The organism is Fluviicola sp. (assembly GCF_029266855.1).
Taxonomy (GTDB): Bacteria; Bacteroidota; Bacteroidia; order Flavobacteriales_D; family Crocinitomicaceae; genus Fluviicola.
On the sequence record NZ_JAQSWB010000008.1, the window covers coordinates 80,468 to 94,126 of the forward strand.

12 protein-coding genes are annotated in these 13,659 nt (G+C 41.0%); 4 read left to right on the plus strand and 8 right to left on the minus strand.

Features of this window, described 5'->3' with window-relative positions; genetic code table 11:
• Positions 1–49: 49 nt before the first annotated feature.
• Positions 50–1,867: an ABC transporter ATP-binding protein gene (locus K0S23_RS15355; RefSeq protein ID WP_300359216.1), complete on the plus strand. Its 1,818-nt coding sequence runs from the start codon at positions 50–52 to the stop codon at positions 1,865–1,867.
• A 613-nt stretch (positions 1,868–2,480) separates the two neighbouring features.
• Here the strand turns inward: K0S23_RS15355 and K0S23_RS15360 are convergent.
• The 6 genes from K0S23_RS15360 to K0S23_RS15385 are packed head-to-tail and all read right to left on the minus strand — an operon-like array spanning position 2,481 to position 6,692.
• Positions 2,481–3,773 carry a YHYH protein gene (locus K0S23_RS15360; RefSeq protein WP_300359219.1) on the minus strand — a complete coding sequence of 431 codons (1,293 nt, stop codon included), beginning with the start codon at positions 3,771–3,773 and terminating at the stop codon, positions 2,481–2,483.
• A 9-nt stretch (positions 3,774–3,782) separates the two neighbouring features.
• Positions 3,783–4,799: a cytochrome c peroxidase gene (locus K0S23_RS15365; RefSeq protein ID WP_300359221.1), complete on the minus strand. Its 1,017-nt coding sequence runs from the start codon at positions 4,797–4,799 to the stop codon at positions 3,783–3,785.
• A complete protein-coding gene (locus tag K0S23_RS15370; RefSeq protein WP_300359223.1) occupies positions 4,796–5,464 on the minus strand; it encodes an MbnP family protein in 669 nt (222 codons plus the stop codon). Before K0S23_RS15370 ends, K0S23_RS15365 begins: the two co-directional genes overlap by 4 nt.
• Entirely contained in the window at positions 5,464–5,898 is a 435-nt protein-coding gene (locus K0S23_RS15375; RefSeq protein ID WP_300359225.1) for a hypothetical protein, read from the minus strand. The genes K0S23_RS15370 and K0S23_RS15375 overlap by 1 nt, the downstream gene beginning before the upstream one ends.
• Complete coding sequence (locus K0S23_RS15380; RefSeq protein WP_300359227.1) at positions 5,895–6,155, minus strand: hypothetical protein; 261 nt, start codon at positions 6,153–6,155, stop codon at positions 5,895–5,897. Before K0S23_RS15380 ends, K0S23_RS15375 begins: the two co-directional genes overlap by 4 nt.
• Before the next feature lie 33 nt (positions 6,156–6,188).
• Entirely contained in the window at positions 6,189–6,692 is a 504-nt protein-coding gene (locus K0S23_RS15385; protein ID WP_300359230.1) for an RNA polymerase sigma factor, read from the minus strand.
• Between the two features lie 287 nt (positions 6,693–6,979).
• Here K0S23_RS15385 and K0S23_RS15390 point away from each other — a divergent pair, with 287 nt between their 5' ends.
• Entirely contained in the window at positions 6,980–9,046 is a 2,067-nt protein-coding gene (locus tag K0S23_RS15390) for a gliding motility-associated C-terminal domain-containing protein (RefSeq protein WP_300359233.1), read from the plus strand.
• 72 nt (positions 9,047–9,118) lie between these two features.
• On the opposite strand, the gene K0S23_RS15395 is transcribed toward K0S23_RS15390, so the two are convergent.
• Positions 9,119–9,994, minus strand: a complete 876-nt coding sequence (locus K0S23_RS15395; protein WP_300359236.1) for a hypothetical protein — start codon at positions 9,992–9,994, stop codon at positions 9,119–9,121.
• Positions 9,981–11,108 (minus strand): hypothetical protein, encoded by a 1,128-nt coding sequence (locus K0S23_RS15400; RefSeq protein ID WP_300359238.1) that lies wholly within the window; start codon positions 11,106–11,108, stop codon positions 9,981–9,983. The genes K0S23_RS15395 and K0S23_RS15400 overlap by 14 nt, the downstream gene beginning before the upstream one ends.
• 238 nt (positions 11,109–11,346) lie before the next feature.
• Here K0S23_RS15400 and K0S23_RS15405 point away from each other — a divergent pair, with 238 nt between their 5' ends.
• Together K0S23_RS15405 and K0S23_RS15410 are read left to right on the plus strand one after the other, a co-directional pair.
• Positions 11,347–11,814 carry a DUF1456 family protein gene (locus K0S23_RS15405; RefSeq protein ID WP_300359240.1) on the plus strand — a complete coding sequence of 156 codons (468 nt, stop codon included), beginning with the start codon at positions 11,347–11,349 and terminating at the stop codon, positions 11,812–11,814.
• 154 nt (positions 11,815–11,968) lie between these two features.
• A complete protein-coding gene (locus K0S23_RS15410; RefSeq protein WP_300359242.1) occupies positions 11,969–13,606 on the plus strand; it encodes a hypothetical protein in 1,638 nt (545 codons plus the stop codon).
• The last annotated feature ends 53 nt before the right edge of the window (positions 13,607–13,659 follow it).

The window sequence follows — 13,659 nt, forward strand, 5'->3', positions numbered from 1 at the left end:
GTTTAAGTCAATCACCGATTACTTTTGTGTTACAAAAATCGGGAAAAAGATGTTGCGACCAAAACAAGCTAAAAAAGAAAAGATCCATTTAACACGCGACAGTTACAAAAAGGCACGTAAACTTTTCCATTATTTGAAGCCTTACCGCTTTGAATATGGGATTGGCTGGATCTTCCTAGTCCTCTCTACCTCCGTAGGGTTGATCTTCCCCATTTTACTCGGGCAATTACTCGGATTAAGCAGCGGCTCCCAAACAAGTATGGCCGAAGCAATTCACGCCATTGATCTGTCAAACATAACCACTGTAGCAGTTACTTTATTCGCACTATTCGGCGGACAAGCTATATTCAGTTACTTCCGGGTTGTCTTGTTTACAAACGTTACCGAAAAGGCACTACGTGATTTGCGTTACGACGTTTTCCAGAAAATGCTGCACCTCCCGATGGATTTCTTTAACCGGAACACTGTGGGTGAATTAACCAGCAGACTTTCTGCCGACATTACACAAATTCAGGAGACACTCCGAACCACTGTAGCGGAATTCTTCAGACAAATTATAATGGTTATCGGAGGAATTGCTTATTTGACCTTTGTATCCTGGAAGCTTTCATTGATCATGCTGTCTACCGTTCCGGTGATTATGATCGTAGCTGTTTTATTCGGACGCTTTATTAAGCGCTTATCCAAAGAAGCACAGGATCAAACTGCAACTTCCAATGCAATTGCGGAAGAATCGCTTACCGGAATTGGAAATATCAAAGCATTTACAAATGAGAACTACCTCATCACGAAGTTTAAATCTTCCATTGAGGAAATTCGCAGGCTCAATATCAAAAGCGGAATGTGGAGAGGATTATTTATCTCTTTCATGGTATTCTGCATGTTCGGATCGATTGTCTTTATTGTTTGGCAAGGTTTGTTAATGACGCAGGGAACCAACCCCGAACTGAGTGACGGTGATTTGTATTCCTTCCTGATGGTGACTCTATTAATGGCAGCCAGTATCGGTTCCTTGCCGGATTTTTACAGCGGAATTCAAAAAACGATCGGGGGAACGGAAAAATTGATGGATATCATCAATGAAACAAGTGAATCTGATTTATTCAAGGGAAGTGACAAACCTGAAATCGACGGTTCCATCCGTTTTGAGAATGTTCACTTCTCCTATCCGCAACGCTCAGAAATTGAAGTTCTAAAGGGCATTTCATTTGAATTAAACAGGAATGAAACGCTCGCCCTGGTAGGAACTTCCGGTGGCGGAAAAACCACCATTTCTTCCCTGGTTTTAAACTACTACAAGGTCAACAAGGGAGCCATTTATTTTGGAGAAGCCAATGCTGATTCCATTGATATCAAATACTTAAGAGAGCACATCGCAATCGTTCCGCAGGATGTTTTGCTCTTTGCAGGAACTATTTTAGAGAACATTGCTTTTGGAAGCCCCAAGGCAAGTGAAGATGAGATTATAAGTGCTGCAAAACAGGCAAATGCTTATGATTTTATCATGAGTTTCCCGGATGGTTTCAAAACACAGGTCGGAGATCGCGGAATCCAGCTTTCCGGGGGGCAAAAACAGCGTATTGCCATTGCACGGGCGATTCTTAAAAACCCAACGATCCTGATTTTAGATGAGGCCACTTCCGCCTTGGATTCCGAATCAGAACGCGTGGTTCAGGACGCTTTGGAAAAACTAATGCATGGAAGAACTTGTATCGTTATCGCCCACCGATTAAGCACCATCCGCAATGCGGATAAGATCTTAGTTCTGCAACATGGAATGATCGTTGAAAGCGGGAATCATACTGACCTGATGGCTACCAGCGGAGCGTATTCGGATTTGGTGAAGATCCAGGTTAATTTGGGTTAAAACTCAGGTACGAGTGAGACATTCGCGCCTGCTTATGGGTAATTCCGAATTTACACTTTTGAGAAAAACAATTAGGTATTGAGATTTTAGAAGTCTATGATTTTAAGACTGATTTTTCTTCAAACAGATAGTAGATTAAGGCGAAAATGCAGTAAAATCACGTGTTAATTCCTTAACGAAAGTCACTTTATACTCGCTCTAAAGTCGCTCTACCTATGCTCTATCGTCACGCTATCTATTCTTCACCTATTTTTGAGCAGAAAAACAGGTCCATTTTCAGCTTATGAAATTTACACTTGTGGGAAATCTGTTCTGAAATTTAAAATTATTTATTTCCCACGGAATGCTTTCGCGTTAGCTCCAACGTTGGCGCAGGAACACAGGTGAACACAGAAGTTCACTAATTATTGACCGGACAAAAGACTTAAGATGCAGACTTATGGGGAGATTGTAAAAACCCCGAACTTACTAAACCTGGGTTAATCCTCTTACCTCAAATCACAATAGAACCAAACAGCATTTTTCATTTAATAAAAAGGCCCGTCCCGCTCCGACTGTTGTCAGAAACGAGACGAGCCTATCCTATCTTACGCAAATTTTAGATAGGCAACAATTATTGCAATGCGATTTTTGAATAACTCACTTTTCCGTTATTGGTAACTTTCAATGTGAAAACACCTGCAGATTCTTTAGAAAGATCAATTAATTGTTCGTTTCCATTAAATGCAACGGCAAATACTTTTTGACCTGTTGCGTTGTAAATTTCCAATTCCACCAAACCGGAAGCATCCGGAAGTTTCAAATTAAAAATACCATTTGACGGATTCGGCGCGATTTGAGCATCCATTTTCTCCTGTTCTTTTACGGATAATGGATCTGTGAAACAGGTAACACCTGAACTCGGGATCGTGATCGTCACCCCCATTGTAATATCATCCATTTCAGGAGCTCCGTAATAAGATGTTCCCAGGATGTAAGGAAATTCAGGAACACCGTTCCCGTCAATTGTAATGAAATAAGCGTATGTTCCTGACGGATAATCAGGAGTTATGCAAAAACGTCCGTTGTATTCATCCAAATCGCCGCCGTTTGATACAGACCAGGCATAATCTTCCACATAAGTACCAAGCGGGTAAGTTCCGCTAACAGCAGGGCCATACTGTCCGGAACTTAAAACTGTTCCATCGGGAAGCGTAGTTCTTGTGGTCATATTTCGCAAAGCATACCCGGTTTTCATTCGTGTAATGCCGCTACCTGTATCCATTGGAGTAGAATACCCGTAAGGTCCGTAAATCGGATAACCATCAAATGCATAACCAATGATCGGAGAATGTTCGTTTGACGGTATTCCCTCATACAAGCGCAGTGGATTCGCATGGCTGTGATAAGCTCCTTGTTGCTGCGGATGAGCTCCCAGGGTTGTATCCAGGACAAATCCTTCCGACAAGTAAACTTCCACGTTCCAGGTTCCTACCCCCATTCCGTTGTTGTTTGTTCCATTGTAATAATGTGCATTCGACAATCCATAAGCCGGGACACCATTATTCAATAAACCGATTGATCCTACCATCGGAACACCCGTTTTTGTGGCCGGAACGGAAGGAACCCGCGGGAAACGGTAAACATAATTTTGTGCTGTTGGAGCTCCCGGATTCAGGAATCTTCCCATCCCGGTTGTCATACCATCCGACTCAGTCCAGACATACGTATTGTTATAACAAACTTTCGTAACGTTTGCCAATACTGTTGAAGTGTAAAAAACATAAGTCGGCGGATTTCCCTGGGAAGCTGTATTTTCCCAGTAGCTGGCATATTCTCCCTGGTTCATAATCCAATTATCCAATCCGGATTGTGCCTGTGCTTTAAGACAGATTAAAGCCAAAACAAGTAAGGTTACTTTTTTCATGTATTTGTATTAAAATGTTCGTGGGTATTGAAATTGTTTATTGTTTAAAAAGGTATTATCTGTAAGTGTTTTAAGAAAAGCAATAAGGTTCCGTTTATCAGCTTCGGTTAAATTAATTCCACCCCGAAGTTCCGGAGCCAGAGTTACTGACGAATGAACGTCTGAAGAATAATGAAAAAGTACCATTTGAAGACTCCGGTATCTTCCGTCATGCATATAGGGAGCAGAACGTTCAATATTCCGAAGTGTCGGCACCTTAAATTTCAATGAATCCGAACTTTTCCGGGTTATATTCATTCTTCCTGCATCTTTCAAAAGCGAATCCGGAGCCAAACCGTTATTTTGAAATGTTTGATTCGTAAACAAGGGTTCAGTATGACATGAAGCACAATGTTCCTTAAACAGCAGGTAACCATTGCTTTCCTGTTCTGTGAAACTTATTCCCTTTTCACCGCGAATCACCTGATCGTATTTTGAATCGGCACTTACCAGTGTCAGCATAAACTGGGAAATAGCTTTAAGAAAACGCTCTCCGGTAATTGTTTCCGTACGAAACGCAGCTTTAAAAAGTCGTTTATATTTCGCTTGCAACTTGATTTTCTGAAGTACATGAGGAAGCGTTTCATCCATTTCCAGATGATTCTCCAATGGAGCGAGTGCCTGCATATCCAGGTGATTTACCGCACCGTCCCACATAAAACTTTTTCCCCAGGCCAAATTCACTAAAACCGGAGAATTGCGCGTTCCGATCCGGTCTTTGATTCCATGGCTCAGGGCATGGTCTACATGTGTAAATGCATTGTATGGAGAATGACAGGAAGCACAGGAAACAGTGCTGTCTGCAGACAAAACAGGGTCATAAAAAAGGACTCTTCCTAATTGAACAGTTGCAGAATCCAGAGGATTTTTCTTGAAGTTGTAAACCGGTTCCGGCCAATCTGATGGAGTTTTCCATAACTCCTCCGAGTATCGAAAAGAAACCATCAACAAAATCAAGGTCAAACAAAGTACTTCAAGTCGCTTCATGGTTTCAGATCAACAGATTTTACAAGTAATTGAGCATATTCAACCGCCCTGATGCAAGGTGACATTACATGCAGGTTCGCTTGCGGCCGGATTATTTCCTGCATCAACAAATCCAAATCAATTGTCACTTTTAGTTCACCGTCTGCGTTATTAGTTTTCAAACTAATTTGCTGTGCTCCTGAAAAAGGGAAAGCATATCCGCCCAAATGTAATTGGAATGCTTCGCGTTTTGGTTTGATGAAAGTTCCTTCCAGTTTACAATTGATATAACCACTTTGCCAGCTCCAATACATTCCATGCATCGGATCAAGAGCTCCGGACATTGCTCCGGAAGTATTTGTAATACTGTCAATCCCAAATAAAAAACGGATTCCATCAACTTTCTTCGGATCAATGTTCTGAAAAATCAATTTCCGGGTAGAATCAAGTTCCAAATCGACCAAATAAGCATTTACAGGATCAGCAGCAACTAAATGACCATTTTGATAAAATTCAAATTTTGACAAATAAAAACGAGCCTGTTCCAGCTGAAATGAACAATCCTTTAATTCAACCGGCTGATTCAAAATAAGCACCCGTTCACCAACAGCCAGGTTCACATCCAACGTAAGCTGACCCCAGCCCAAAAACGGAATCAAAAACAAACAATATTTAAGTTTATTCATCAATGTTTAGGTCCTTTTTTAGGTGAAAACAAGTGTGCAATTTCCCGGTTCAACTGCCTGAAATAGCCTTTTTGTTCTGGCTTACACAGTTTTTCAATATCTTTAAAATGATTGAAATGGATCCGTTCAATTCCCGCTTCGACTTTTAAAATTTCCTGCAGCAGGCTATCTGAAAGCGGTTCATTCAAATTCGAATACAATTTTTGTTTCTGCTGCTGAAGCTGCTGTTCGGCACTTTCAATTGCTTTCCGATGTCCGCGGATCAATTTATCATATTCAGCAACCTGTTTTTCATCGAAATGTAATTTCTCAATAATCTCATTTCTGGGTCCGTGATGTCTGCGCTCCGGCGCCATCCACCATTTGTAGATGAATAATGCATTGCTTAAGAGCAGCACTACGAGAAAACCGTTTCTTATCAGTGACTTTTTCATCGGTACAACTGATTGGTTGGTGCAAGATCCATTTCAGAAACAAGGTTCGAATCCTTTCCTGGTGAATTACCTGTTCTTAATACGATCAAGTTTAGGGCAATGATCAATGCCAATCCCGTGAGGTAAACAACTGTTTTTCCAGCCGACAAGCGATCAAGCAGCTGTTCCTGCACTTTCGCCTGAATGCGCGTAAAAAGAAATGGGGAAACTTCCACTGTTTCAATTTTTTCCAAAGCTTGTAACGGATCTCTTTTCATGTTGTTCTTTTGTTTTAGACGACACTTTTTAGTCTATCCTTCGCTGTCCTCTATTTTTTTTGAAAGATTTATTTTGGCCCGTTGGATCAGCGACTCTACTGCTTTCGCTGAAAGACCCATTATTCCAGCAATTTCCATAACCGGAAGCTGTTCGATTTTATTTAAAATCAATGCAGTTTTTTGATTATCGGGCAGTTGATCCATACAAGAAAAAATAAACGCTGTTTCCTCCTTGTTCTCGATCAAAACTCCCGGATGATTGAATTCAACGGAATCATTTTCCGTAAGTTCATTGGTAAACCAGAAGAAGCGTTTCTTTCGCCTTTTTGCTTTTAGAAAATCCAGTGATTTATTGATCGCAATCCGGTAAAGCCAGGTACTGTGATTGGATTCATTTCGGAATTTGTCCAATGATTTATAGGCCGCCAGGAAAACATCTTGTGTGATTTCTTCCGCATCATTCACATTTTGAACGTACTGCAATACCAGGTTATATACCTGTTTAGCATGTTTTTCATACAGTAGTTCAAGAGTCATTTAAGTTCTTCGGTAACCTTAAGAGCTCGCAATGATACCAAAAGTTTAACTTAAATCTTAGTATATTTTCACCTTAATACTAACATCTTTTGATAAGTAAAACTTCCTGTTCAAATTGAAACAATTCCATCTTAATACATACAACTTAATAATCATTTGATAACATCTTTTACTCAATGATTTAACTATTTAGGTCTATCTTTGCCGTGAAAATTGAATTTGTAATCCTTGAAGCACCAACTGTTGCCGAAACCAAATTCAATTAAGAGTTTATTTTTATTAAAACAATGCGTTCTCTTCACGTAATTGCCAGTTTAATAGTACTTATTTCATTCCGGTCTTATTCTCAACAATTAATCATCAATGAAGTTTCCCAGGGAAGCGGAACCGAAGAATATGTTGAATTACTTGTGATTGGAAATTCAAGCTGTCAAACCCCTGTTCCATGTTTGGATCTCAGAGGCTATGTTTTGGACGATAACAACGGTTATTTTGCTTCGGGAAGCGGAACCGGAATTGCCGCCGGAGCCATCCGTTTCGCCAATAATCCGTTCTGGAGTTGTATTCCACAAGGAACGTTGATCGTTGTTTACAGCAATACAGACCGTAACCCCGCTATTCCACCCGATGATCTAAGCATGAATGACGGAAACTGCCGTTTAATTATTCCAATAAATTCTAATTTAATTGAGGGACAAAGTACTAGCCCGACCAGTGCAAACACGAGTTATCCTGCCAATGGGAGCTGGATTGCTGGAGCCGGCAACTGGAGTCAGGTAGCTATGTCCAATACAAACGATTCTTTTCTTGTGCTACCGGGCATTTCTGCTACAAGCCCCTCTCATGCAGTAAGCTGGGGAAATAATTCAACAAACAGCATCATTTATTTCTCCGGATCAGCCGGAAGCAAGGTGTTTTCGATGACCAATAATACCAGTAACAATCATGCACTCCAGGCAAACTGGACTTCCGGGAATGTTGGTACCGATGAAACTCCCGGTGCTGCTAATAATGCTGCTAATGACAGCTGGATCGGTTCTATGAATCCACAATGCGGTATTACAACAGGTATCCAGGTTACTGCCAGTGCTACTCCAACAGGATGTGGTCCGTGCAGCGGAACAGCATCTGCAACCGTTTCCGGAGGAGCTGCTCCATACACGTATTCCTGGTCGAACGGTGCAACAACAGCAAGCCTTGCTAATTTATGTGCCGGAACATACACTGTTACAGTTACAGACAACGGAGGTTGTTCAATGACCGCCCAGGCAACGGTAACAGGTAATGGAAATACTATTGCAGTTCAAGCTAATTCAACAAATGAAACATGTCAAAATTTGTGTGACGGAACTGCATCAGCTACAATCTCAGGCGGAACCGCACCTTACACGATTCTTTGGTCAAACGGAGCATCCAATGCAACTATTTCAGGTCTTTGTCCGGCAATTTATACAGTGACCGTTACCGATAACGGAGGATGCTCTTCCAATACTTCCGTAACAATTTCAGCGGGAGCTCAAATACAGGATGCAACGATACAAACAACAGGTCCATTCTCCACTTCGGATTCACCGGTTCAATTTACAGCCAATTCTGCGGGAGGAAGCTGGTCGTCGAATTGCGGAAGCTGCATTTCCTCATCCGGATTATTTAACCCGCAAAATGCAGGAGCGGGAAATTATCAAATCTGTTATTCGGTGGGATCCGGAACATGTGCTTCCCAGGATTGTCAGGATATTCTTGTTACAGGATGTACTCCGCAGGAAACCAACGAATCCCACAGTATTTGTCCCGGAGACACCTATACATTTAACGGTCAGATATTTTCCGATGCGGGTTCATATCCTTTCGTATTTACAGGTCAAAACGGTTGTGACAGTACACATACATTGAACCTTTCCGTTTTCACAGTGAATCCCACAAGTCAATCTTTCACGGAATGTGCAGGTGATTCTCTTTTATTCCAGGGAACCTGGTATTATCAATCGGATAACGTGGTGACAAATATCCTGGATGGAAACGGCTGTCCTACCACGCATACGGCTCAAATTGTATTCGAAGATTGCAGCATCGAAGATTATGCGGTTTTTATTCCGAATGTATTCACTCCGAATAATGACAAGGTCAATGATTTCTTTTCGATCAGTATTATGGGTGGATTCCTTGCAGAAGGCTTTATTGTAAACCGTTGGGGAAATACCATCAAAGAATTCCACATGGATGATTTAAGCTGGGACGGAACAACAGGCAGTGGAATGCTCGTTCCGGACGGAGTTTACACCTATGTTTTTGTGGTGACCAGTAATTCTGGGGTGAATACCAAATACAATGGTTTTGTGACAATTATCCGGTAAATCAAAAACGGACGTAATTCCGCAATATTACGTCCAACTTTGAAATAAAGAAAATACGACTATTTATCAGATTTAGTTCTTCACCCTGATTCCAATCACATTCGGCAGGCGCCAGAACGTTTCATTTGTATCCTTTGCATAGGTTCCTGAAACATAACTTCCCACTTTCTGCAAACAAAAATCACCGATGTTCACATACAAACTGGTTTCCGGTCCTCCTTCCATGTAAATAGCATTGTGAAGCGGAGTTGGGAACTGCTTCATAAAATCGATCATCTGGTTCTGGGAGTAAGGTGAGCGATTGAAAATGATAATCAGGTTATTCTTGTCGTCGTGCGCACAAACCAGCATACTGCAAGATTGGTTTTTCTTCCAATTCATCGGGTTACCGGAGCAATCCAGCATACGTAATCCCTGGGCGAAACTGGCATATTGATCTTTGATTTGGGCAAATGGTGTACACTGCATATCATAAACAGCCGCATCCATTTCATTCAGTGAATCGAGCGGGTTTAAGGCGAACATGACGTTCCATCCTTCTTTAAATGTAAATTGGTTCTGATGGCTGCCGTTTTTTAATAGGCCCCTGCTGATCAATGGTTTTCCCAAATCATACATTCCCGCATTGAAAACGATATCCAGGTTCATCGTGTCGGCCCACACATTTACAGGTTTGGACAAACTATCCATTGCAGAAGCCGTAAACAAATCAAACTCTACCTGTTTCGGATCAATTTTCAGGAGTGTTAGTTTAGAATCTCCAATAAGAGATTTTAAAGGCGCATCTGTCTCACAAAACTGAACACCTTTACCGATTTGTTTCCACGACACAACCAAGTCCATCGTGTCTTTCGGACGCTTATAAAGTGTATCGGTACGATCCTGGGAAAAAGCACACCTGGTCCCGAACAAAACAAGAATACAGATTACAGCATTAAGCTTTCTCATTCCAGTCGAACTTCTTTTTTTCAAAAGGAAATAAGTCAAAAAGTTCACCGGAATAATAGAACTGATAAGCAATTGCGCCAAAGGAATACGGTTTTTCATAAATTTTGATCGTTGAACCACCTACTCTCGGATTCCGTTTGGGTTTCGACTGCGGATATCCAACATTGAACAAGGTAGCCAAAATTTCCGGTCGTTTATCTATCGGGAAGCCCTCTTTTTCCCATTGTACTTTCACTTGTTTCAAAAACAAAGCCGCATACATATAGGAATAATAGTGGTTATGAAAATCCGTCAGCCGATCAATGCGTTCTTTGTTGATCGTAGCTGTATCCTGGCCCACAAAATCCAATAGGCCTTCGTATTTCGATCCCAGGTAATAGATACTTTCCGGGTCCTTCAGGTTGTGCTCGATATTCATCGCGGTATGTTCCTTGATACCGGTAACACCAAATGAAAATTGGGATTCCACTGAAAGTACTTTAAGGGGTCCGATCCATTTTTTATAAGCCTCACGCGAGGAATTGAACAAACGAATCTGTTCACCAACCAAACAGGAAACAATCAATCGTCCTTCCACACCGGTTTGTTTCGCAACAGAGTCGATTATTTTTTTATCCTTCGAAACAGCCTCCTTGAACGTTTTCCATTCAGCGATATTCATCCATTCAAAAGCACTCAGGTTACTTACTTTTTTTGTTCGTCCGGCATTAAACTTAATTTTTGAAAGTGCCTTCCGATAACGCTTATTATCTATTAACTGCAAATCAACCGCATCCAGCATACGTAGCACTTCATACTCATCCGCTCCTCTCTGGAGAACCGAAAGAATATACTGTGCATTTTGAGGATAATATTCGTTCAACACAATGATCCGCTCCATTGCTTCATAGCGTTTTTGCACCATGGTTGCGCTGTCCACCTTAAAATCCTGATTGTATTTGTCCTGCATTTCCTGGAAATAGCGGTTGTTCGAATCAACAATGCCTCCTTCTTTTGTCCAGCCCATTTGGATGGCCATATAAGAAACTGTTAAAAAGAATCCAATTGCAGCAAATGCAAAGGTCAGGGTATAGAATGGAATTTTAAACCATTTACTTTTAAAGAATCGTTTCACGCAGCGTTTAATTTTCTGCAAAAGTACATCGTATTCAACTAAGTTCGTTCGAATTAGCAAATAATATCTTACTTTCAAATACAGAAAATCAATTTCTTAGATATTTACTCTTTCAGACGTACAAAATGACAATAATCCGGCATGTGGAAAGGTTGGATGCCATAACCTCCCGTGCTTGGATAAGAAGAATGCAACCACAATGTCAAATGAGATAGTTTAAATTTGGTAACTTTGTTGCATGGATAACAATTACATCTTTTACAAGCTGCGCAAAATCTATCAATGGGATGAAGAGAAAATCGGGAATCTCTTTAAATCAGTTGAATTCCTGGTATCGCCATTGGATATTTTTGCCTGGATGAAACAAGAACAATACGAGGGTTTCAAGGAAATGCCGGATCAGGCTTTAGCAGCTCTTCTAAACGGTTTCATTGTTGATAAAAGAGGATTGAAAGATGGACAAATTCCTGTAGCGGAAGAAAAACTGACCAACAATATCATTTTCAGAAAGCTGCGCATTGCATTGAATTTCAAGGATGATGATATTATTGAAACCTTAAAGACTGCAGATATTCGCATCGGAAAACCCGAACTGAATGCCTTTTTCAGGGATCCGAAACATGCACATTACCGCGTTTGCGGAGACCAGTTTTTACGCAATTTTTTAAGAGGATTGCAATTGGAGAGTTATAAGCATCAGAAGTAGTTAATACCTCGTCTTTCTGCACTAATAGTTGATTTTCAAAAGCAGTTCTTCACTTTTCAAGAAGTATACTGGCAACTAGCTTTACAAGTTTGCAGGGAACTTGTCCGAAAAACATTCAAAAAAGTTGATAGTTTTACACTTGTTTCTGCTACCTGTGAAAAATTTTTCAGTTACAAGCTTCTTATTTTTATTCCTTCCTGCTTTGGTACTTGCCTCAGGAGGAGAAATGCATTTGCAATCAGCCAAGAAGGTTTATGAACTAACATTGGCTAAGAATAAAGGCGATAAAACAAAAACCAGCCTAACACTTGTTTCAAAGTGGGGAAAAAAAGAGTTTTTTGCCGATCGGGAATGGATCGCATTCCTTGATTTTTGCGAGCAGCAAGCCAAAGCGGAAAAGCAGAACGGATACGCAGAAGTATGTTTCAGGATCGGAGAAAACCTGGATCTCAACGGTTTTCCCCACGAAGCTTTTGTTTACCTCATTAAGTCCGAAGACCTTTTAAAAAACAAATCGGCAAAACAGGTCCCTTTTTTCTATGAATTTCACAACCGGATCGGAATGGTTTATTTCAGTTTTCAGCGTTATTCAATGGCTGAAAAACATTTTCGTATCCTAATCGATGGCTCCTCACCGTATCCAATCGAGATTGGCGCCTGTAATTCAATCGGACTGATCTACCGGGAGAAGAACGACGCTCTTAGTAAACATTATTTTGAGCGAGCGATGAAACTTGCACGAAAGCACAACCGACAGGATTGGATTGGCATACTTTCCGGTAACCTGGGCAACTATTATTACAATAGGAATAACTTTAAACGAGCAAGGGAACTAGTCGGAATAGACTTTAAGATCAGCAGTGAAACAGGTCAGTGGGAAAGTGCCATCAATGCACTTGCACTATTGGCAGAATTGGATGTTCGTGCACATCTTAGGGATAGCGCCATACTAAAACTGAAGCAAACAAAAGAGCTCATGAAAGCACACTTTCATACCATGCACTCTGAGCTGAACTTTTACAAAGCAAAGACGATGCTCGGTGAAACAACGAATGATTACCGGATGGCCTATGACAATCAAAAGCTGTACCTCGCCTACCAGGATAGTATCAATGAGCAACAGAACCTTGAAAACTTTCACAATGCAGAATTCCAGATCCAGTTTCAGAAAAAGCAGGCACAGCTGAAACTACTGGATGCACAAAAAAAACGTGTAGAACAGCGATTTCTCCTGCTCGCAGTTATCGGATGCTTCGTCATTGTCGGATTAATTATCGTTCTGAGACAGATCGTACTCAGAAGAAGAAAAGAAAAAGAAGTGCTGGTGCTTCAAAAACTGAGAGCGGAAGACGAGCTAACAAACATTGAAAAACAAATGCACCAAGTGCTTTCGAATCTGAGCGAAAAAAACAAGCTTGTGTATGAACTACAGTCTGAAATCGAACAGTTCAACAAAGATTCAGGCAACCAGCTTACTGCAGCTGAGAGGGAAGCTTTATCCGATCGGCTACAAACCTTCAAACTACTTACGGAGGATGACTGGGATGTATTCCGGAAACTTTTTGAGAAATTGAACCCTGGTTTTTTCGACAATTTTCAGAAGTTGGCAGACACCTTGTCCAAAGCGGATCTACGCTTAGCTGCCCTCATACGCATGGACCTTTCCACCTTTGAGATAGCCAGATTACTTGGGATTTCTACCGATTCGGTCAAACGAACGGACCTACGGCTTCGCAAAAAACTTTCCATCGAACAATCCAAAGAACTGATCGCGCTTGTTAAATCAATCTGACAGTTTTTGATTCTGTAAGAATAAGTGTTGTAATCGTCAACGAAAATGCCTTT